We start from the raw sequence: 20,321 nt of genomic DNA, 5'->3' as shown, positions 1-20,321 counted from the left end.
AGTCGAATGCTTTTTTTGTCTATACGTGAGCTTTATTTTCGTCCGAACTATCAAATATGTCCATTACTTTAAAAATACCTTCCAATAGCAAGGTACATAAAATAGCGAAAATTAATACGGCATGAGGTGATAATTCAACTGATGTGAAGTTAAGGTCTGCCAACCAAAAGTAACCTACATAAAAACTTAGAAATGTGCTAACAGCCGAAAGTGTAAATCCTAAAAATCCTAATTCTTTTAATTTTTCCTCAGATAATTTACATAAACGTAAAACAATAGAGAAGAGAATTCCTACTATGAAAAATCCAATACATAATGCGAACAATGATAGTATGCTTGGATACTTAACTTCATCAGGTAGCCACTTTTTCATTCCCACTATTAAAAATGTAGGGACAAGAATAGGCAATAAAAGTAGTAGCATTATTTGTAAGGCTGCAAAAAATGCATTTGATTTATTATCGTTTTGATTATTCATAAAGCCTCCAAAAAATGATTTCTATACTAACTCCAAATGTCTTAGAGGATTCTAACATAAAAATAGTAACTTCGCTATACAAAATCGGAGTAGGATCATGATCCTTCATAGTAAATAAACAAGATGCCATATTCGTATATGTTTGAATCCTTTATCCTTGGAATTCAATTTTTTATGTTTGCTTATAGTAAATAAGAAGATTTTCTTCATCTTCATAAAATCTTAAGAAATCTCCTCAATATTTGTTAAGAAACGATAGTTATACTTAAACACAAGTTAAAACTATTGAACGAATGGAGAGAGAGTACATGCAGCTCATAACATTCTTAACTGAATTTATAAAACATCCGAAACATACTGGTGCGGTTGCACCGAGTTCAAAAATATTAGCAAAGAAAATGGTAGATGTAATTGATTTTAATAGAGCGAAATGCATTGTTGAGCTAGGTCCTGGTACAGGAGCTTTTACGAAAGAGATTATGAAGAGAAAGAAGAAGGAGACAATATTTCTTCTTGTTGAAATTAATGAAGTGTTTTTTAAAGAGTTAAAGAGAAAATATAAAGATGAGCAGAACGTGATTGTTATACACGGTTCAGCTGAAAATATAAAGAAGTATATGGAACAATTAAATATAGAATGTATTGATTACGTCTTATCAGGATTACCTTTTGCTTCTTTACCAGAAGAGGTTTCCAAGCGCATTTTAAACAGTGTAATGGAAACGATACATGAGAACGGGGAATTTATTACATTTCAATATTCACTTGTGAAAAAAGGATTTATACAGCATTTCTTCCCTGAAATTACACTAGAAAAAGTGTGGCTTAATTTCCCACCAGCTTACGTATTTAGCTGTAGAAAAGAGTTAAGGGGAGCATATGCATAATGGAGTTACATGAATTAATGTCATACATTGAGCAGTATGGTTATTGGGCACTATTTTTTTGTTTATGGCTTGGTATTATCGGTATGCCGATTCCAGATGAAATGATTGTAATGAGTGGTGGATTTGTATCATCGATGGGTATATTGAATTTGATTCCCGCCTTTTTATTAACGTATTTAGGCGTTGTATCCGGCCTTTCTTTAGGGTATATAGCCGGGAAAATCTTTGGCATAAAAGTGCTTAATAAATTGATGAAAAAGAAAAAGATGAAGTATCTTTTAAAATCGCAAGAGATGATAGGAAAATATGGTCATTATGCATTAGTTATAAGTTATTTTATACCTGTTGTGAGGCATATCGTACCGTATTTAGTAGGAATGAATAACATGTCTTTTAAGACATATGCGATTTATTCATATGTAACAGGATTTGTCTGGACGTTAGTTTATTTTGTACTAGGTTCTATATTTGGAAAGCATATAGAAGTGATAGTAACCCTTGCGACCGAGTACGGTATATATTTTGGTGGCATCGTTATTGTAGTTTGTAGTATTTCTTATGTGTATATGCATAAGAAGAATGCAGTAGTGAGTGAAATAAAGCAACATTCTTAGTTTGGTAAATGATGCTGGAGGAGATTTTGTGAGTAAAGGAACGATACTAATCGTGGACGATGAGAAGGAAATTAGAAAACTTATCGCTATCTATTTAAAGAATGAAGGATACGAAGTATTACAAGCTGTAGATGGTGAAGAGGGGTTAGAAATAGTAAAGAAAAGAGACGTGCATCTAATTGTACTTGATATTATGATGCCGAAAATAGATGGCATTCATATGTGTATGAAAGTGAGAGAAATAGCAGAAATGCCTATTATTATGCTGTCGGCAAAAACGCAAGATATGGACAAGATTTTGGGGTTAACAACTGGGGCAGATGATTACGTAGCAAAACCATTTAATCCGCTGGAACTCATTGCCCGGATTAAATCACAACTTCGGAGATATATGAAAATGAGCGGGACAAGCGTAAAAGATGAAAATGTATTTGAAGTTGGAGATATAAAGATAAATATAGTAACGCGTCAGGTCATTATTGCAAATGAAGAAGTGAAATTGACACCGAGAGAGTTTGAGGTATTAGAATTGCTTGCACGAAATCAAGGAATAGTATTAAATGCAGCGCAAATTTATGAAAGAGTATGGAAAGAACAAGCTTTCCAATCCGATAATACTGTGATGGTACATATTCGGAAAATACGCGAAAAGATAGAGGCGATTCCAAGAAAGCCTCGTTATATTAAAACAGTATGGGGAGTTGGCTACAAGATTGGGAAAGATATTTGAACCGATAATATGGATGAATCAAATTTTTAAAAAAATGATAGATAAAACAGTGAGTTATTTGGAAAAAAGTATACGGATACAGCTAATTGCTACATTTACTTTCTGTACGGTACTCGGTGTATTAGTAGGGTGGTCTTCATCTTCCTTTTTCGAGGATGCGAATAAAATTTCTATCATTGATTATGCATCAGGTATGGAAGCCATTGATGGACAGACACAATGGCTTGTTGGAAGTATAACAGAGGAAGGTAAGGAAATTAATATACAAGAACTGCTTGATCAATCGAATCATCAAAATCAACTAAAAATTTTAATAATAGATGAGAATGGGAAAGTCGTTTATAAAACAAAGGGAGCGCCGGAAGAACAAATCAATCTTCATGAGACGATGCGTAATGTGATGGATTTTAAAATGGATCAAGTACGATATGTAGAGGCGCAAAATTTAATTCAAGATGGAACTGAACAAAAGCGTAAGGAGTTTACAACCTTTTATCCGGTTACTGTTAATACGAAAAATATGTATATCATTGCAAGTGGTATACCACAAGGAAATGTGAAGTATATCGTGAATGATAGTAGCCCATTTCCATCTTTACTAGGTTTTATCACGTTTATACTGTCTTTCTTTTATATAACGAAAAGGAAGATGAATCAGATTGAAGCGATGGCAGAAGGAGTAAGGGAATTTTCGAAAGGTAATTTACAATATAAAATCAAGCAGGTAGGTCAAGATGAAATAGGGTTATTAACTTCAAATATTAATCAAATGGCAGAAAAGCTTTTGGCTAATATAGAAAAGGAAAAACAAATAGAGAAACAAAAAAGTGAATTGATTACAAATGTATCACATGATTTAAGAACACCACTTACTTCTATTATGGGGTATTTACGTTTACTAGGTGATGCAAAATATGAAAATAAAGAACAGCATGATGAGTATATAAAAATTGCTTTCTCAAAATCAGAGCAGTTGAAGATGTTAATAGAGGATTTGTTTGAGTATACAAAACTAACAGATGAAAATATGTCGTTAGATTCGCAAGAAGTGTGTATGAATGAACTACTTGATCAGTTAATAGAAGAGCTAGTACCACAAGCGGAGGAGCATAATCTTTCTTTTGGGAAAGAATTTCAGGAAGATCGTATATATGCTGTTGTGGACTCAGAAAAAATGGTACGTGTGTTTGAAAATCTTTTAATAAATGCAATTAAATACAGTATAGATAAAGCAGAAATTCGGATTTTACTTCAAAGAGAAGAACAGCATATCAAAATTGCTATAGCGAATCATAGTGAAGAATTTACAAAAAAAGAATTAGAGAATTTGTTTGAGCGTTTTTATAAAAAAGATCAATCGAGAAGTAGAGCTGTAGAAGGTTCAGGTTTGGGGCTTGCAATTGCAAAAAGCATTGTTGAATTGCACAAAGGAGAAATTCGAGCAGAATATGAAAATGGGGTTATTCAATTTATTATCTTATTGCCAATTTAATTAGAAGAGCATTAGGAAATTTGGTTACATTTTAATACGTAATAGTGCCGCGATGGATTTAGAGGAAGTCCTTTAAGGGGAAGTATCTGAGAAGAGGAGAATAGAAAGTTTCATGAAAAAAATAAGTTCGTTTATCGTATTGATTATAGTTGGAGTTACATTACTTATAGGAAAGGGTGGACCGATTGTAGATCAACTCAATCCATTTATTAAAGAAGATATTTATTATGCTGTTGTTGATAATGATGGTAAATATGGAGCTGAAAACAAAGGTTTTGCTAGATGGGAATATAAATTCAAAGGATATAATGAATCTGGTCAAGAGCAAAAGATTGCGATGACTGCTTCAAAACATTTAAGAATAGGAGCATATTTAAAGATTAGATCTAAAGGAAGTTATGGTATGAAATGGGAAGAAGTACAAATAGATGAAATACCTACGAAAGTAAAAGAGAAAGTACAGATACAACACAATTAGTTATAGAAATTATAAGTGGCATTCCATGGATAAGGTAACGAGCAAGCTTCGAATATTGTGGCAGTATATGATAAGTTCTAAATTTTTTATAAAGAAGATAAAGTTTATCTTAACTTTATTTAAACTGCATTTCTTCTGTGTACAATGACTAGTATTCTATAGTATGTAGATAAAAAATAGTAAGGAGTAGCAAGATGATCATGCAGGTTTCTAAGAAGAAAATATTAGTATTTCTTTCAATTATTCTTTTGGCTTTATTGATGGTATATGTATGTACAAATAATAAGCATGTCCAAAATATTGTTCATAATATAGAAGACATTTATAAAGTATATAAAGAGAATCAAGTATTGAAAGGGAAAATTGAACATCAAGAATCGTTAAAGAGTAAAGTGCAAATGTTAAGTGAGGAGAAAGAAAGCCTTACTAAAATTATCAACAAAACGAAAGAATTAAAGGAACAGGGAAAATATAATTTCATTCAAGCTACAGTAGTAACCCGTGTAGCAGAAGAGTGGTATAGAGAAATTACTCTTGATAGAGGTTCACAACATGGTGTAAAGGCTGATATGGCTGCTATTACAGTGAACGGTTTTATCGGAAAGGTAGAGAGTGTAGATCAATATACATCTGTTGTGAAATTAATTACGAAAGATGAACGAACAAATCGTTTAGCAATCACCTTCCAAAATGATTCATCTATTTTAGGATTTGTTACAGGGTACGATAAGAAAAAACAAGCCCTTCGAATTGATAATATTCCATCAGATAAAGCGAAAGAAATAAAAATAGGTGATAGCGTTATTACCTCTGAATTAAGTCAGAAAATACCACCCGGTCTTGAAGTAGCAGAGGTGATAGAGCAAGAACCAGATCAATATGGTCTTGCTTATATTGTTTATGCAAAACCAAAGGCAGATTTATATGATTTAGAAGATGTAATTTTAATAGAACCTAAATAATAGTTTTATATAGTGTCTATGAGAGGTGAATTAGAAACGAAGAGAATTAATGTAAAGTAAAGAGTAAGAGGGATAAGGGAAAATAAAATGGTACTAAATTTAATAATATGTAGTTATATCTTTATATCTTTATATCGTTTTTATTTTATCTTTATCTTATCTTTATCTCGGACAATTATAATGAAGAGGTAAACTGATGATAAGTGCAAAGTTATTAAGTATTACAGTGGGTCTTTTTTTGTCCATTTTTAATATTAATTATTTATATAACCTCTCCAGTAGGCTAGAAAAACTATACAATATCCTTCGAATTTATATTTGTAAATGCATTATTTGAGCGCGAGAATAATGGCTCTTCGAAAACATTATTGACGCCATCTTCGTGAGAACAAAGTAATGGTATATGAATTGGGTTATAAAACATTTAATTTATATATTGTAATTATTTTCGGGAATATACATTACAAAAATGTAAGGATAATGTAAGGGGAATCAATATTGCTGTTTGTAAAGAAAAGATAAAATGATAGTTAGTGTCTATAAAAATAGCGTAATCGTAACACTAGCCATATGACAGGAGGAAATATGAAAACTTTAATATTTGATGAAAACGTTGTACAAAAAGTACATAGTAAAAAGGTGAATGTAGTACACCATATTGAAGAGAAGCGTGGGCGTAGAGTATGTTATTAAAGCTTTCTATTTCCAGTATGAAAAAAATGATTAAGGATTATATCGTTTTATTAATAGGTCTTGTAATCTCTATTTCTATATTTTATATGTTTCAAACACTTGCGTTAAATAAAGAGTTTACAATGAATAACAGTATTATTGGTTCGATCGTATTTGTATTTCAAATAGGATCGATTTTGGTGGCGTTTATTACCTTCTTTTATATTTTTTATGCAAACTCATTTCTTCTCTCACTCCGGCGGAAAGAACTTGGCATGTATCTTGTGTTAGGAGCCAAAAAGAGTAAAATCAGTCAAATCTTATTCTTTGAGACATTGTCTATGGGAATGATTTCACTAGTATTAGGTAGTGTATTCGGAGCTATTCTTTCTAATTTCATAAGTAGATTTTTAACAAAACAATTGGAAATATCAGCTGAAGGTTATCAAGCATTTTATGGTCCTGCATTCAAAATAACATTTATATTCTTTAGTGCATTGTTTCTGCTTACATCTGTTGTGAATGCAATTCGAATAACACTTAAAACAGAATTAGATTTAATTCGTACAGAGCAAAAGGCGGAGCAGATACGAAAAAAGGGTCCCGTCACAATGGCGTTAACTTTATGTAGTTTATTAGGACTAAGTGTAGGATATTATTTCGTAATCTTTGTAGGAATAAAAGGTGCTGGCGCCATTTTACTCCCACTATTCACAATTACATTGGGAACATATCTTATATTTATTTCTCTTTTACCCACGTTTGTTAATAGATTAAAAAAAACGCGCTATTTAAACGAAAAGAAATTAAATGCATTTACATTTGCACAATTGCAGTTCCGTGTAAGTAGTTTAGCGAAAATATTAGGAACGGTAACGATGCTAATTGGACTAGGCGTGGGGGCAATGGCCGGTGGCATGTCTTTACAGAAAAATGTAATCCTAACAGCAGAAAAAATGCCAGGGTATGATATTACAATTCATAATCCAGAAGCAGCGGATTATAAAGCTATGGAAAAAATGAAAATTATAGATAAAAAACAGTATAAATATAAAGTTGATAATGAGGCTGTTTATTATTTAAAAGAGGAGTTATTAGAGAATCCTCCACTTCTATTCAGAAAGAAAGAGACAACACATATTTCTGAACAACTTCCATCTTCGAGTTATAGGATGTTTAAGGGAGAGGAAGTTGATCCATCTAGTTCTACGTTACCGATGAACTGGGACAAGATTGTGGATAGTGATTTTAGGTCGAATATTACTGTATATAATCGTAAGCCTGTCTATATTGTCGATAAAAACCGTTATGAAACAATTCAAGGGAATGAGCATACGTTTTTTATTGCTAAAGTAGATAATATTTTACAGTATAAAACAGAGTTAAAAGAGATGGATAATCGTCAAATTGAAAAAATAGCTGCTGCTACTAATAGGTCTAAGGAAGACGTATATTTACCAACAAACTATGGTGATTATGAATCTATGCTCGCCTTTTCAAAAGGAACTTCCTTTATGGGATTCTTTTTAGGTCTTGCTTTTTTAGCTATGATGGCAAGTTGTTTAATGTTTAAAATCCTTTCTGGGGCTACGAAAGATATAGGGCGGTATGAGATGCTTCGGAAAATTGGGGTGCGTAAAGAATTACTTATAAAATCTATGTATAAAGAATTAGGTATCGTATTTCTATTTCCAGCAATATTGGGTCTCATTCATGTTTTGGTAGGAATGAACATATTTACATTTGTTAAATTTTTTGTGAATCCATATGTGAACATCTGGATGCCGATTTGTATATTCCTGGGGATTTATATAGTCTACTATTTAATCACTGTACAATTATATAAGAGGATTGTTCTTCCGAAGGAAAGATGAATAAATAACGAGGAAGACTTGAAAAGCTAGATTAATATTTCATTAATAAGTAAGGGATGTAGAAAGGAATTAATAGAATGGGGAAATTGTTAAAGGTAAAAAACATAGTTGTAATGACAGTAGCTACAGTTGTAGTGGGAGGAGCTTTTTTCGTATTTCAATCGATAACCTCACCTGCAAAAGCGATAGCAAATCAAGAGAATCCAGTTCAATATGCAAATGAACAAATAAAAGTGGAGATGAATAAGGTAGCACCAACGCAATTTAATGGTCAAACTAGAAAAATTGCCTATCTTACCTTTGATGACGGTCCAGGAAAGTATACGGCACAGTTGCTAGATATATTAAAGGAAAATGATGCGAAAGCAACATTTTTTCTAATCGGTCAAAATGTAAAATCGTATCCTGATTTAGTAAAAAGAGAAGAAGTAGAAGGACACTATGTGGGAATGCATAGCATGACGCACAATAACAAGAAATTATATGCCCAAGGTGGCTATGTTGATGAAATGAAAGAGAATCAAAGTTTAATTGCTAGTATTCTCGGACATGCCCCAAAACTAACACGCCCACCATATGGTTCAAAGCCAGGATTACACGAAGAACTTCGTAATAAAGTTGTAGAAAATGGTCTTAAAGTATGGGATTGGACAATTGATTCATTAGATTGGGAATACAGTGGAATGCCAATAAATACAGCAATAGCAAAAATTGTTCAAAATGTACTGGCTGGTGCGACAGATCAAAAAGAAGTGATTTTGATGCATGACATTCATCCGCAATCCGTTGCAGCAGTACCTGCTATTATTAAAGGTTTAAAAGAAAAAGGGTATGAATTTGAAGCATATCATGAAGATGATCATTTCCCATTGAACTTTATGCATGATAAACGTATGTAACATAGGGGGAATTGACATTGACTTATAAAGCGTTAGCGATTACGGGAATTATATCCATAAGCTTATTAACAGGGTGTTTTGGCACGAAGCCAGAAGCAGAATTGTTCGTTGCATTTGAAAATGCAACGAAGCAAGAAAAGACGGTTTCTGAAGATGTGAAAAAACTAGAGGTTTTAGAAAAAGAAGGTCAAGAGTTATACAATCAAATTATAAATGAGGGTAAAGATAGTAACCAAGCAATTATGCCGAAGTTAGAGCAAGCTACAAAAAGTATTGATGAACGTGAAAAAGTATGGAACAAAGAAAAAGAAGCTTTTGGAAAAGCACAAGAAGAAGTAAAATCAGTTCATAAAACTATAGATAAAATGGAAGATGCAGCTCTTCAGAAACAAGCGAAAAACATACAGGATATTTATAAAAAGCGTTATTCATCTTTTAGTAAGATAAATGATTCATATCAAAAATTAATGAAATCTGAAAGAGAATTATATAAAAGCTTAGGTGAAAAAGAAACGAACTTAAAAAAGGTTAGTGAAAAGGTTAAAGGTATCAATCAAATGAATGAAGAGATTCAACGAGAAAAAGAAAGCTTTAATGAATATACAAAGGAATATAATAAAGAAAAATTAGCTTTCTATAAGCAAGCAAAAATTAAAATAAAGGATGAGAAATAAACCCTTTATTTCTCACTCCAAAATAGAATATAGAAATCAAAGGTCCCAAGCTACTAGCTTTGGGGCTTTTTCATATTCTTAAAGAAATGTTAAGAATATCCGCTGCTATTTATTAAGAAATGCTATCTATACTTAGAAATGGGTTAAGAAGTGCTCGGAAAATATGTAGGGAAAATAAAAGATAGGAAAAAGAAGTGTAGGAGGATATATATGAAAGCATCAGTTGTAGAGGTAAAGAATGTACAAAAGGTATACGGTAAAAAAGATGAGAGTCAATCACATGCGCTAAAGAATGTATCGTTCTCAATTCAAGAGGGTGAATTCGTTGGAATTATGGGACCATCTGGTTCAGGAAAAACAACATTATTGAATGTAATTTCTACATTAGATAAGGCAACAGGTGGAATTGTTGAAATTGCTGGAATAGATATTACGAAAATGAAGCAGGGGGAATTATCTGATTTTCGCTCAGAGAAACTAGGGTTTATCTTTCAAGATTTTAACTTACTTGAAAACTTATCAATCTATGAAAACATTGCATTACCGCTTTCTCTGCAAGGTGTTCATTCGAAAAGAATTGAATCAAAGGTGAAAAAGGTAGTAGAAATGTTAGGAATTTCAGAGATTCTTCAAAAATATCCGTCCGAAGTATCTGGTGGACAAAAACAACGTTCGGCAGCGGCCCGTGCACTTGTACATGAGCCAGCCATTATTTTAGGAGATGAGCCAACAGGAGCGCTTGATTCTAAAAATGCGAAAAGTTTATTAGAGTCGATGACCAACTTAAATGAAGAACAGGATGTTTCGATTATGATGGTTACACATGATCCATTTAGTGCGAGTTACTGCCGACGTATTTTATTCATCCAAGACGGAGAACTGTATAAAGAAATTCATCGCAGAGGTACGCGTGATGAGTTCTATAAAGAAATTTTAGATGTGCTTGCGGATTTAGGCACACAAAAAGCATAAGAAAGAAGGTTCAACATGTTATTCAAACTTTCCATGTCGGGACTAAAAAGTAAACGAAAAGACTATATGGTCTTATTAGTTGGGCTTATTATGTCTATTTCAATTTTTTATATGTTTCAAACGTTAGCGTTAAATAAAACGTTTATTGAAGGGAATTCTATGGATGGGATTTTTTCCGTCTTTCAAACGGGCTCATTTTTATTAGGATTTATTACATTATTTTATATTTTATACGCCAATTCATTTTTATTATCACTTCGGCAAAAAGAATTTGGTATGTATATGGTATTAGGGGCAAAAAAGCATAAAATTACATTGCTCATGTTTATTGAAACAATTGTATTAGGAATAGTATCTCTTATAGTAGGTGTGATAGTCGGTATAATCTTGGCACAAGGTGTTGGACATTTACTGATGAAGGAGCTGGAATTTACTGGCGGTGGTTATCATGCATTTTATGTACCATCAATCGTTGTTACTTTCATCTTTTTCATTGCACTATTTATGTTGTCCGCAATTATGAATGGTATGAAACTAGTGCGTAATTCGCTATTACAACTCGTTCACTCCAATAGTAAAACAGAGCGTACGTCTACTAAAGGGAAACTAACAAGTATAGTAGCACTTTTATCAATTATTTTATTAGTAGTTGGTTATGTTTCGATGATTTATATGAAGGAGCTAAAGGAATCAGGATTTATCATTGCTACAATTACAGTAACATTAGGAACTTACATGCTATTTGCATCATTTCTGCCGATTATTATTAACAGACTGAAAGCGAATAAAAATCGTAGTAAAAAAGGAATCAATGTGTTTACGTTTGCACAGTTAAGTTTTTCTATTAATAGCTTAACGAAAGTATTAGCGACAGTTGCTATGTTAGTGGCTCTCGGTGCGGGTGCAATCTCCAGTGGTATGGCGTTTAAAAATAATATCACAAATATGGTGGAGAGTGCAGAATACTATGATGTCGAAATTAAAAATCCCACAGCAGAAGAAAAGAAAATACTAGATAGTATTACATTTAAAGAAAAGAATGAATATCGATACAAAGTAGATGAGCAGTTTATTTATCAGTTGAAAGAAGATTTGGAAAGAAATCGTCCGCTAACACGTACTGGAAAGGACGAGAATAGTAGCCGATTCGTTCCTGTTTCGAGGGAACTAATTGCGGGATCCGTTTTAAGTCATAGCCAAGAAAAACATGAGAATAATACCAATGTAATTCCAGAAGGGTGGGGAAATGTTTTACGGTCTCTTCAAAAGACATATATGAATCCTAGTCAAAAGATACAAATTGTAGATCAAAAGATGTATGACGGGATACAAGGTAAAGAAGAAATTATAATACTGGGGAAAACGGACAATTTTATAACGTATAAAGAAGAATGGAAAAAAATCGATGAATTAGAACTAGCTAAATATAAAGATATGAAAGAAGTACATCTTTTGAGTAAATATATGCTGTATGAAGGATATTACAGTAATTACAGTGGAACAGTATTTATGGGTTTTTTCTTAGGCATAGCTTTCTTAGCAATGTTGGCAAGTTGTTTAATGTTTAAAATTCTTTCTGGTGCTTCAAAAGATATTATTCGCTATCAAATGCTTCGTAAAATTGGTGTACGTTATGAGCTATTAACGAAATCAATTTATAAAGAGTTACTTTTCATTTTCTTGTTCCCAGCGATCGTAGGTATAACGCATGTATTAGTCGGAATGAACATGTTCTCGTTCTTAATAGATAATCCATATTTCCGTATTTGGCTGCCGATTATTATTTTCTTAGTCATTTATGTGTTTTATTATTTCATTACAGTTCAATTGTATAAAAAAATTGTTCTTCCGAAAGAAGTGTAGTATGTAGTGAATAAGGGGGATGATGAATCGAGCTAAATTTAGGGGAATATTATATGGAATTTATAGCGATGAAGAAGTTAAATAATGAAAGAAGCAGCTACTACGTAGAATAGCTGCTTCTTTCATTATTTATAATTAGGAAGCAACTTGTACTGTAGATAAGGAGAAATAAAATCCTCTATCTTTTCAGTATATAAAAGATAAAGAGGGAAAAGTATTATAATTTCTGTAGTAATCGTTCGCCGCTTTTCATGTCGCCTTTACACAACGGGCATTGTGGCTTATCTTCTAAAGAAAAGTTTTTACGCATCCATCCAAGGCAGTCGTCTGCTTCGCATTCCCACACAGCAATTGCTTCTGGTTCTTCTACAGGTTTATCATTTTTTCTCCAATACATGTGATCGCTCCTTTAAATTGAAAAGTTTTTTAGAAAAAACAAAAAAGGTTGTTAACGTTTTTGTTAACAACCTTTTATTTATTCATCATACTATATTTTTTTGAAAAATGCGAAGTTTAGTAATTTTTGAAGTTATATTGAAATAGTGATTATACAAGCTTAGGATTATAAATCATCGTTGAACGCCTTAGTAATAATTCAATTTGACACGGTGTATGCCGTCAACTTTCTCCGCATGTTTCTATCTCTTTTTCTTCTCTTGTTTCAATTCAGATAAGCCTAAAGAACTATAAAGGAAAATGAGTATACTATCAAAAAAATTTTTAAGAGAACTGAATTAAAATAGATTTAATATGAGTAATTAAGGAGTATATCTTTTAGTAGTTGGAAATTCACACAGTTTATTTGCGCTAAAAGGTTTATCGAAATTGCAGTTCCATTATTAATAAGTATTGGTGTGTATAGCGTTATTTATATTGGCTATTATTTCTTAACGGTTCGTTCTTATTTTCGGATTGTTAAGGAATAAAAATAGTGATGAAATTTCTCGTGAAGCGAAGGAAAACATAGTGGGAATTATGTTCTCTTTCGCTTTTTTATTAGTTAAAATGAAGTATGTATGACAATGGATAGTAGTAGCACAAAATTTTTTAGGGTTATTTAGTGATCCGCTACACGGAGCACCGTTCTACTTTTTAATTGGTGCGCTCTTTTTTGTAGTGGGGCTTTATTTCTCTCTATGGGAATGGGCTGGGTTGAAATTAATTAGTTGGTACTAGAGAATTAATTATATAGTCGTAGCGTTAAGAAGGAGAGAGTAAATGCCAATTATAAGAGATATCCAATTAAGTTTTCTAAAAAGAAAAGAGAATATAAGTAGCCTAGAAGTATTACAATTAACACCCTCAAGCAACTATGAGGAAGAGATATCTTTTTTACAAGAAACGAGCTGTATTACTTCTTTATACGGGCGACATATACCAAAGCTAAGAACAGACTATGAAAAAGGTATTTTGATTTACTGTGTGGATGATATTTCATTATTAAATCAGTGGGAGAAGAAATATCGAATTTTTCCTGGATATATGAATGTGTTTGTAGAGTATGGGAGTGTAAATGATTTTCCATATTTATCAGATAGAGAGAAAAAAGAATTAGCCCTTCAAATCGTTCATACTGAAATGAAGAGTTTAGCTGTGGAATGTGATTGGGATATAGGGATGTTAGAAAAAGCATACAATAAGGTACTGGATTTGGATTATAAAAATGAACTTGTATATATAAAGAAGAGTAGTCCGAATAAAAAATATGTATGTAGTATAATTTGGCAGCATGAAGTGGCTTATGCTGATATGTACTTAGAAATAAGGGAGTATAGAACGAGACGATTAATCAAAAAGGAAAAGCTTATTAGAGAAGAAGATATGTATAAAATGTTTAATCATATTAGTGACGTGGCTTGGAAGTTAAACCATAAAGTGATGTTGATGAACGACAAAGGGAAAACCATGTGGATGTTAACCTTTTTAGAGAAAAACGAGCCAGATAATTTAGTTTGGAAGATTGAAAGAATTGAGGAAAGTTAATAAAAAAGAGCTTGAAACCATTCAAGCTCTTTTTTATTACTATTTATGTCCTAAAATATGCTCAACCTCATGCACACTTAATTTACTTGCCTTAGCAATCGTTTCAAGTGGTATACCAAGATCATACATATTTTTAATCATTTGAATTTTTACCTGCTGAACCCCTTCTTTTCGACCCTTTTCAATCCCTTGTTCAATGCCTTTTTCAATCCCTTTTTTTATTCCTTGTTCCATTCCTCTTTTTATTCCTTCTGTCTCTGCGTGGGCGAATTTTGCTGCTTCATCCATTAAAACTTTCTCCCTTGCGTCATAGGCTTGTCGGAAAGAAGAATCTTGACTCATACGTTCCCATTTATTTATCGCTTTTTGTAAAATAGGATCTTGGTTCATAGCAATATCCTCCAATGTTTTAGTTAAGTGCTCATCCTCATTTGCTGAAAGTAATAAAAGCCAACGAACAAATGGATCTTTCCACGGATTTACTTTTTCTTCATGCCATTGTTCTGTTAACTTTGGAATTTCTACAATGTGAATTTCTATGTCGTGACTTAGGAGTTTCTGTTGTTGTGTATTCCATAATATACTCGTTGAATGGAAGGCGTTTTGTTCTGAAAACATTATGAAGTTTAATAAATTTATGGTGATGGTTTTATGCAGTGAGCTATATGGCATGCCCTTTTGTAATTGGGATGTGTATAATTTTCCCCAATAATATAAACTACGTTTTATCATATCGTGATTATTATTGAGCTGTATTTCTACATTTACTTTTGTTCCTGTGTTTAATGTCGCTGAAATGTCTAAAATAGATAACTTATCCTCTTCATATTCCCGATGTAAATGTGGATCTTCTAGTTGTAGAGAAGCAATGGGCGACTCTAAAGACTCTTGTAACATAGCGTTTAAAAATGCAATTAGAATATCTTCACTACCATTCGTACCAAACAATTGTTTAAATGCAAAATCAATGCGTAAATTAACTAACTGTTGGTTGAACACAGCTTTTCCTCTCCCTTGTATCAGGTTGTTTCTTTCTTTCATTGTACCTAAAAAGAACTAGGCCATGCAAACAGGCCCTTCTGCTATTTTGTTAGTAGTATTATTAGAAAATGAAAGGCAAGTATGTCTATATTATACTCTAGTGAAATTGAATTTTTTCAATCAGTAGCTGCTACAATAGAGAAGAAAGATCCAAGTGTTATTGTGAATAAGGATTCTAATACACATTGGAAAATTTGGATGGATTTTGAGTGTGAATGAAATTTAAAGGATAGGAGAACTCATAATAGATGAAAAGAAGAAGAAAGTCCGGAGAAAAGATACAAATGAACCGATTTACATTCCCTTTATGTTACGGAAGTGAAGCACCATCTTATTACTACGAGGTAGCGGCTCATGAAAGAGAGGGACGCTTCTATTTAACATCAGATCTTTGTGTAATGGACGATAAACATTATTTTATTAGAGGCTGTTTAGAGATTCCTATAATTGATTACCATGAAAATTTCATCTGGACTGTGTGGGTATCACTTAGTAAAGAAAGTTATGATCAAGTACTAGAAGAGTGGGATGAGAGAGGACGAGAGAATAGTGATCCTCATTTTGGCTGGTTATCTGTAGAAATACCAGTTTATCCAGAAACACTAAATTTAAAGACAAATGTACATATAAGAGAAGTTGGAATGGCACCGTATGTTGAATTAGAGCCAACCGATCACCCTTTAGCGATAGAACAAAGAAATGGAATTACTTTAGAGAGAGTTAAAGAAATACAAGAAATTATACAACGACATAATTAGATTAGAAGAAAAGAACGAGTGATATCACTCGTTTTTTTCATTACACAACATTAGGATTATAAATCATCGTAAAGTGCGCTTGTAACAACTCAATATGACACGGTGTATGTAGAGAGCTTTCACCATCTGTATCTACTTCTTTTTCTTCTTCTGTTTCAATATGAATGGATTTAGCTTTGACGTGGAAGATGTCATTTTCATTTGAGTCTTCAAATAGTTTCTTTCCGATATAATCTTTAAACGCTTGAATGCCTGTTGATTTGACTACGAAAATATCAAGTGTTCCGTCATCACATTTTACGTTCGGAATAAAGGATGGGATCCCCCCGAGATATTCACCGTTTCCAACCATAACAAGGACAGCTTCATCTTCATACACTTGTCCGTCGTAAGTAATTTTTACTGGGAATGGTTCAGCATTTTTTACAGTTCGAATGGTGCTTAAATAGTAACCAATTTTACCAAGCTTTGCTTTCTCTTCTGCATCAATATTGTTTGATACTTCAGATACGAGTCCAATGCCCCAGAAGTTTAAGAAGTGTTGTCCGTTTGCTTTTGCGACATCAATTGGTTTTACATGTCCTTTTGTAATGAGTTTCGCTGCTTCTGCAATATTTTGCGGAACACCAAGTGTGCGAGAGAAGTCGTTGCAAGTTCCACCTGGAATGATTGCAAGTGTAGGTCTAGTTTCAAGAGGGGCTAAGCCGTTTGTGCATTCAAATACAGTTCCATCACCACCAAAGACGATAATTAAATCTACTTTACTAGCAAACTCTTGGCAATATTTTGTTGCATCACCTTGTTTTTTCGTATGAAGGATATGTAGGTCAGGAAAAGCTGCGGCAAGTGGTGGTACGATTTTTGTTAAGTTCGTATGTAAATCGCCTTGCCCTGCTTTCGGATTTACGATGAGGAGTACTTTTTCAAATTTTGTCTTTGTCATTCTTCATCTCTCCCTTTGCTTTTATAAATTACGATAGAAATAAAACTTCCACCAATAATGCATGGAAGCTTATTTGATCCCGCTATTTGCGGGCCAATAATCATTGGGAATGGACAAAAATCCCACTGATTAAGGTTTCACTTTATTATATTATTCCGTTACAACTGAAGCGATAAATGGTAAGTTACGATATTTTTCTGCGCAGTCGATACCGTAGCCAACGATAAATTCGTCTGGAATTTGGAAGCCAACATATTCAGCTTTTAAGTCCACTTTACGGCGTTCAGGTTTATCAAGTAACGTACAGAATTTCAATGCTTTTGGTTTATGCATGAAGAAGTGATCTTTTAAGAAGTGAAGTGTTAAACCAGAATCGATAATGTCTTCTACGACAATTACGTTTTTTCCAGTAATGTTTACATCGATATCTTTTAATAGTTTTACTTTTCCAGTTGTTTCTGTTTGATTTCCGTAGCTAGATGCAGAGATAAAGTCGATAGTTACTTCGTTTTTAATGTGACGAATTAAATCAGCAGCGAATACGAAAGATCCTTTTAATACAGCGATTACAACGATTTCTTCTCCTTCAAAATCATGTTCGATTTGAAGCGCTAGTTCTTTTACTTTTTCTTGTAATTGTTCTTCAGAAATTAAAGTGTCTTTTATTTCAATTTTCATTTGAATCCTCCTACAGTGTAAAACTTGTGAACATTTCGACTGTAAAGGATAGAAAGAAAAAAGTCAAAGAAGATATAAGGTTTTTACAGAAGTCTCCACAAAATAGTCAGATGATATGATATACTGATAATATTAAGAAAACGCTTCCAAAAAGGGTGATTATGATGAAAAAGAAACAGTATACAAGTGTAACATTTATAAAAGCATTGCTTTTAACAATTGTTCTTGGTATGTTGGCTTACATAATTGATGTACCTGCAATTCGCATTTCACTAATTGGAATGACTTTAGTATTAGGCGCAATTTCCCACGGTATGATGTCGCAGCTGCAAGAGGCTGGACTTGATGATATGAAAGATTCTATAGATAAGAAATGAGAAACCTTCACGTATATAGAGTGAAGGTTTTTCGTTTCTTACAAAAATGTAAGGTGATTTGTAAGACAAATCGATAGTTGCATAGTAGTGTTTTGGATAAACTATAAGTGTAAGGTAAAGGGCAAGCATATTTTAGGTAAATTAAGTTTTAGGCACTCTATATGTGAAAAAGGAGTAGGAGGGCATGGAGAAACATTGGACGACCTTTTCTTTTTTAGCAACTAGTAACACCGTAATGCTAGCTGGAGAAATGGATTTTTTGCATACGTTTGATCGAGAAGACGATCATTCTTCTTCTAAATTTACAATGAAATGGAGTAAGTGGAGCGATAGTTGTAAATTGGAAGAAGAGGCCCCTAACGAAAGGCAAAAAATTATTTTAACAAATCCTATTAAAGCATGGGTCGTTCAATGTCGTAAGTGTAACGTCAAAAATCACTTCAAGAAAACTGAGCCGAGACAATTAGTTAGCACTCCGGCCCTTTCTACTTCTCAATCACGCGAAAGTAACAAATAAATATCGAGACACACACCCGAAAAAACATCGTATATATTACGGTGTTTTTTTATTTTTCTAAAATGAAATCTTTAACAGAATTCCATTTCATCTGCATCTTATATTTATATCTATTGTTTATTCTAGTGTTACATCCGATGCGACGTGATGTAAAACGTATAAGAGGAGAGAATGAAAATGAAAAAGAAACTATTACCAATTTGTGCAATGGCACTTTTAACAGTAGGTTATTCTTCGGTAGCGAGTGCTTCAACTGGAACACTGACAAAGGAAGAAGCAGCGCAAGTACAGTCAGATGTAGCTAAAAAGGAAGCAGCAATTCAGGAACAGCAAAAGAGCGAAGTAGAGAAAAAAGAAGCAGCACAAGTACAAGAAAAAAGTGATATGGCTAAAAAAGAAGAAGCAATAAAAGCAGGGCAAAAGAATGATACAGCGAAAAAAGAAGTAACACCACAAGTTCAAGAAAAGGAAGCTCTTGCAAAAAAAGAAGAAGCAATTAAGGCCGGGCAAAAGAATGATGCAGCGAAAAAGGAAGTAGCAAAGCCAGCTGTACAAGGTGAAAAATTACCAAACACAGCATCAAATAATGTAGCAATGATGGCACTAAGCGCATGTCTTGTAGGGATAGGGACATTATTTGGTTTGAAGCGTCGTAATAAAGTTAAGGCGTAAATAAAATATTTTTCTATAAAGAATGGGATAATTTCATATATTAAAAATGGTAGGTTATTCCTACCATTTTTTGCATGGAGGGATGGAACATGAAGTTACTCAATTATATCGGTATCATATTGATGGCCATAGGGCTATTCATGGGATCGTATTACGCTGTGGAATGGTATAAAGGAAAAAGCTCTGCTCAAGAATTAACGAAAGAAGAAATAAAGAGCCTTAAAAATATACAAGATAATCAACTTTCACATGAAACACCTGTAACTTCTCAAGTACCTTCTTCTCAAACTGAGCATAAAGAAGGTGAGAAGGTAGCAATGTTAAATATACCGAAAATAAAGAAGAAGTTTTCTATATATTGGGGAGCAAATGATGCAACATTGAAAAAAGGAGTCGGTATGTTTGTTAGTGATTTAACGACAACACCATCTGGAGGAGGACATACTGTACTGAGTGGGCACCGAGATACTGTTTTTACAGATTTAGGAGAGTTAAAAGAAAAGGATACCCTTATTTTAGAGTATGATAATAAAACGTACACATATGAAATTCAAAAGACATGGATTACCCATGCGGATGATCGTACTGTTATTATAAAAAAAGAAGAACCAATATTAACACTGACGACTTGCTATCCATTTGATTATATAGGGGATGCACCGGATCGATATATTATCGAGGCAAAGTTAATTACGAGCAATTCAAAATAAAATTATCAAGTACAAAATGCTAGCTACTTAAAATGAGAGGGGGAGAC

General features: G+C 33.0%; 23 protein-coding genes and 1 pseudogene. 19 read left to right on the top strand and 5 right to left on the bottom strand.

All coding sequences use genetic code 11. From position 1 onward, the window contains the following. Positions 1–19 precede the first annotated feature (19 nt). Entirely contained in the window at positions 20–478 is a 459-nt protein-coding gene (locus tag JFU23_RS12110; protein WP_201031981.1) for an epimerase, read from the bottom strand. 308 nt (positions 479–786) lie between these two features. On the opposite strand from JFU23_RS12110, the gene JFU23_RS12105 reads away from it, so the two are divergent. The 11 genes from JFU23_RS12105 to JFU23_RS12055 all read left to right on the top strand — a co-directional run bounded on the left by JFU23_RS12105 (position 787) and on the right by JFU23_RS12055 (position 12,595). Further along, positions 787–1,365 (top strand): class I SAM-dependent methyltransferase, encoded by a 579-nt coding sequence (locus JFU23_RS12105; protein WP_201031980.1) that lies wholly within the window; start codon positions 787–789, stop codon positions 1,363–1,365. Then, positions 1,365–1,979, top strand: a complete 615-nt coding sequence (locus tag JFU23_RS12100) for a DedA family protein (RefSeq protein ID WP_201031979.1) — start codon at positions 1,365–1,367, stop codon at positions 1,977–1,979. The genes JFU23_RS12105 and JFU23_RS12100 overlap by 1 nt, the downstream gene beginning before the upstream one ends. A 28-nt stretch (positions 1,980–2,007) precedes the next feature. Next, positions 2,008–2,709: a response regulator transcription factor gene (locus tag JFU23_RS12095; RefSeq protein WP_201031978.1), complete on the top strand. Its 702-nt coding sequence runs from the start codon at positions 2,008–2,010 to the stop codon at positions 2,707–2,709. Next, positions 2,693–4,201 (top strand): sensor histidine kinase, encoded by a 1,509-nt coding sequence (locus tag JFU23_RS12090; RefSeq protein WP_201031977.1) that lies wholly within the window; start codon positions 2,693–2,695, stop codon positions 4,199–4,201. Before JFU23_RS12095 ends, JFU23_RS12090 begins: the two co-directional genes overlap by 17 nt. Before the next feature lie 112 nt (positions 4,202–4,313). Beyond that, positions 4,314–4,679: a YxeA family protein gene (locus JFU23_RS12085; protein ID WP_085312648.1), complete on the top strand. Its 366-nt coding sequence runs from the start codon at positions 4,314–4,316 to the stop codon at positions 4,677–4,679. A gap of 194 nt (positions 4,680–4,873) precedes the next feature. Next, the gene (gene mreC, locus JFU23_RS12080; RefSeq protein WP_201031976.1) at positions 4,874–5,641 is read left to right on the top strand and encodes a rod shape-determining protein MreC; all 768 of its coding nucleotides are present in this window, start codon (positions 4,874–4,876) and stop codon (positions 5,639–5,641) included. A 683-nt stretch (positions 5,642–6,324) separates the two neighbouring features. Next, complete coding sequence (locus JFU23_RS12075; protein WP_201031975.1) at positions 6,325–8,187, top strand: FtsX-like permease family protein; 1,863 nt, start codon at positions 6,325–6,327, stop codon at positions 8,185–8,187. Positions 8,188–8,264: 77 nt separating this feature from the next. Next, entirely contained in the window at positions 8,265–9,086 is an 822-nt protein-coding gene (locus JFU23_RS12070) for a peptidoglycan-N-acetylglucosamine deacetylase (protein ID WP_201031974.1), read from the top strand. 17 nt (positions 9,087–9,103) lie between these two features. Further along, entirely contained in the window at positions 9,104–9,760 is a 657-nt protein-coding gene (locus tag JFU23_RS12065) for a YkyA family protein (protein WP_201031973.1), read from the top strand. A 210-nt stretch (positions 9,761–9,970) separates the two neighbouring features. Continuing rightward, positions 9,971–10,732 (top strand): ABC transporter ATP-binding protein, encoded by a 762-nt coding sequence (locus JFU23_RS12060; protein WP_098167647.1) that lies wholly within the window; start codon positions 9,971–9,973, stop codon positions 10,730–10,732. Positions 10,733–10,747: 15 nt separating this feature from the next. Beyond that, the gene (locus tag JFU23_RS12055) at positions 10,748–12,595 is read left to right on the top strand and encodes an FtsX-like permease family protein (RefSeq protein WP_201031972.1); all 1,848 of its coding nucleotides are present in this window, start codon (positions 10,748–10,750) and stop codon (positions 12,593–12,595) included. A gap of 217 nt (positions 12,596–12,812) precedes the next feature. Here JFU23_RS12055 and JFU23_RS12050 read toward each other — a convergent pair whose 3' ends face one another. Beyond that, positions 12,813–12,992: a cold-inducible protein YdjO-related protein gene (locus tag JFU23_RS12050; protein WP_002015777.1), complete on the bottom strand. Its 180-nt coding sequence runs from the start codon at positions 12,990–12,992 to the stop codon at positions 12,813–12,815. Between the two features lie 377 nt (positions 12,993–13,369). Between JFU23_RS12050 and JFU23_RS12045 the strand changes: the two are divergent. Together JFU23_RS12045 and JFU23_RS12040 are read left to right on the top strand one after the other, a co-directional pair. After that, a pseudogene (locus tag JFU23_RS12045) lies at positions 13,370–13,521 on the top strand (FtsX-like permease family protein); the annotation flags it as partial. A gap of 292 nt (positions 13,522–13,813) precedes the next feature. Then, complete coding sequence (locus JFU23_RS12040; RefSeq protein WP_201031971.1) at positions 13,814–14,578, top strand: hypothetical protein; 765 nt, start codon at positions 13,814–13,816, stop codon at positions 14,576–14,578. Between the two features lie 39 nt (positions 14,579–14,617). Here the strand turns inward: JFU23_RS12040 and JFU23_RS12035 are convergent, their stop codons facing one another. Beyond that, entirely contained in the window at positions 14,618–15,577 is a 960-nt protein-coding gene (locus tag JFU23_RS12035) for an Rpn family recombination-promoting nuclease/putative transposase (RefSeq protein WP_201031970.1), read from the bottom strand. Positions 15,578–15,700: 123 nt separating this feature from the next. Here JFU23_RS12035 and JFU23_RS12030 point away from each other — a divergent pair, with 123 nt between their 5' ends. Both JFU23_RS12030 and JFU23_RS12025 read left to right on the top strand, forming a co-directional pair. Then, positions 15,701–15,838, top strand: coding sequence for a DUF7003 family protein (locus JFU23_RS12030; RefSeq protein WP_201031969.1), 138 nt, complete (start codon positions 15,701–15,703; stop codon positions 15,836–15,838). A gap of 29 nt (positions 15,839–15,867) precedes the next feature. Next, positions 15,868–16,377, top strand: a complete 510-nt coding sequence (locus JFU23_RS12025; RefSeq protein ID WP_002089190.1) for a DUF2199 domain-containing protein — start codon at positions 15,868–15,870, stop codon at positions 16,375–16,377. A gap of 40 nt (positions 16,378–16,417) precedes the next feature. On the opposite strand, the gene JFU23_RS12020 is transcribed toward JFU23_RS12025, so the two are convergent. Together JFU23_RS12020 and hpt are read right to left on the bottom strand one after the other, a co-directional pair. Next, a complete protein-coding gene (locus JFU23_RS12020; RefSeq protein ID WP_002143521.1) occupies positions 16,418–17,320 on the bottom strand; it encodes a diacylglycerol/lipid kinase family protein in 903 nt (300 codons plus the stop codon). A 150-nt stretch (positions 17,321–17,470) separates the two neighbouring features. Then, a complete protein-coding gene (gene hpt / locus JFU23_RS12015) occupies positions 17,471–17,998 on the bottom strand; it encodes a hypoxanthine phosphoribosyltransferase (RefSeq protein ID WP_002112486.1) in 528 nt (175 codons plus the stop codon). 161 nt (positions 17,999–18,159) lie between these two features. On the opposite strand from hpt, the gene JFU23_RS12010 reads away from it, so the two are divergent. From JFU23_RS12010 to JFU23_RS11995, 4 genes are all read left to right on the top strand, one after another. Continuing rightward, positions 18,160–18,375 carry a hypothetical protein gene (locus JFU23_RS12010; protein ID WP_000976189.1) on the top strand — a complete coding sequence of 72 codons (216 nt, stop codon included), beginning with the start codon at positions 18,160–18,162 and terminating at the stop codon, positions 18,373–18,375. Positions 18,376–18,559: 184 nt separating this feature from the next. Further along, entirely contained in the window at positions 18,560–18,892 is a 333-nt protein-coding gene (locus JFU23_RS12005) for a hypothetical protein (protein WP_201031968.1), read from the top strand. Between the two features lie 177 nt (positions 18,893–19,069). Continuing rightward, positions 19,070–19,564 carry an LPXTG cell wall anchor domain-containing protein gene (locus JFU23_RS12000; protein ID WP_201031967.1) on the top strand — a complete coding sequence of 165 codons (495 nt, stop codon included), beginning with the start codon at positions 19,070–19,072 and terminating at the stop codon, positions 19,562–19,564. 89 nt (positions 19,565–19,653) lie between these two features. After that, a complete protein-coding gene (locus tag JFU23_RS11995) occupies positions 19,654–20,274 on the top strand; it encodes a class D sortase (protein WP_201031966.1) in 621 nt (206 codons plus the stop codon). Positions 20,275–20,321: the final 47 nt, after the last annotated feature.

Origin of the sequence: Bacillus sp. TH50 (assembly GCF_016650565.1) — a bacterium.
Taxonomy (GTDB): Bacteria; Bacillota; Bacilli; order Bacillales; family Bacillaceae_G; genus Bacillus_A; species Bacillus_A mycoides.
This window is presented reverse-complemented; position numbering and strand designations above follow the sequence as displayed.

Excerpts from the sequence above, each read along its gene's own strand:
- JFU23_RS12110 (WP_201031981.1), bottom strand. The coding sequence starts at position 478 with ATGAATAATCAAAACGATAATAAATCAAATGCATTTTTTGCAGCCTTA.
- JFU23_RS12105 (WP_201031980.1), top strand. The coding sequence starts at position 787 with ATGCAGCTCATAACATTCTTAACTGAATTTATAAAACATCCGAAACAT.
- JFU23_RS12100 (WP_201031979.1), top strand. The coding sequence starts at position 1,365 with ATGGAGTTACATGAATTAATGTCATACATTGAGCAGTATGGTTATTGG.
- JFU23_RS12085 (WP_085312648.1), top strand. The coding sequence starts at position 4,314 with ATGAAAAAAATAAGTTCGTTTATCGTATTGATTATAGTTGGAGTTACA.
- mreC (WP_201031976.1), top strand. The coding sequence starts at position 4,874 with ATGATCATGCAGGTTTCTAAGAAGAAAATATTAGTATTTCTTTCAATT.
- JFU23_RS12075 (WP_201031975.1), top strand. The coding sequence starts at position 6,325 with ATGTTATTAAAGCTTTCTATTTCCAGTATGAAAAAAATGATTAAGGAT.
- JFU23_RS12070 (WP_201031974.1), top strand. The coding sequence starts at position 8,265 with ATGGGGAAATTGTTAAAGGTAAAAAACATAGTTGTAATGACAGTAGCT.
- JFU23_RS12060 (WP_098167647.1), top strand. The coding sequence starts at position 9,971 with ATGAAAGCATCAGTTGTAGAGGTAAAGAATGTACAAAAGGTATACGGT.
- JFU23_RS12055 (WP_201031972.1), top strand. The coding sequence starts at position 10,748 with ATGTTATTCAAACTTTCCATGTCGGGACTAAAAAGTAAACGAAAAGAC.
- JFU23_RS12050 (WP_002015777.1), bottom strand. The coding sequence starts at position 12,992 with ATGTATTGGAGAAAAAATGATAAACCTGTAGAAGAACCAGAAGCAATT.
- JFU23_RS12040 (WP_201031971.1), top strand. The coding sequence starts at position 13,814 with ATGCCAATTATAAGAGATATCCAATTAAGTTTTCTAAAAAGAAAAGAG.
- JFU23_RS12030 (WP_201031969.1), top strand. The coding sequence starts at position 15,701 with ATGTCTATATTATACTCTAGTGAAATTGAATTTTTTCAATCAGTAGCT.
- JFU23_RS12025 (WP_002089190.1), top strand. The coding sequence starts at position 15,868 with ATGAAAAGAAGAAGAAAGTCCGGAGAAAAGATACAAATGAACCGATTT.
- JFU23_RS12020 (WP_002143521.1), bottom strand. The coding sequence starts at position 17,320 with ATGACAAAGACAAAATTTGAAAAAGTACTCCTCATCGTAAATCCGAAA.
- hpt (WP_002112486.1), bottom strand. The coding sequence starts at position 17,998 with ATGAAAATTGAAATAAAAGACACTTTAATTTCTGAAGAACAATTACAA.
- JFU23_RS12010 (WP_000976189.1), top strand. The coding sequence starts at position 18,160 with ATGATGAAAAAGAAACAGTATACAAGTGTAACATTTATAAAAGCATTG.
- JFU23_RS12005 (WP_201031968.1), top strand. The coding sequence starts at position 18,560 with ATGGAGAAACATTGGACGACCTTTTCTTTTTTAGCAACTAGTAACACC.
- JFU23_RS12000 (WP_201031967.1), top strand. The coding sequence starts at position 19,070 with ATGAAAAAGAAACTATTACCAATTTGTGCAATGGCACTTTTAACAGTA.
- JFU23_RS11995 (WP_201031966.1), top strand. The coding sequence starts at position 19,654 with ATGAAGTTACTCAATTATATCGGTATCATATTGATGGCCATAGGGCTA.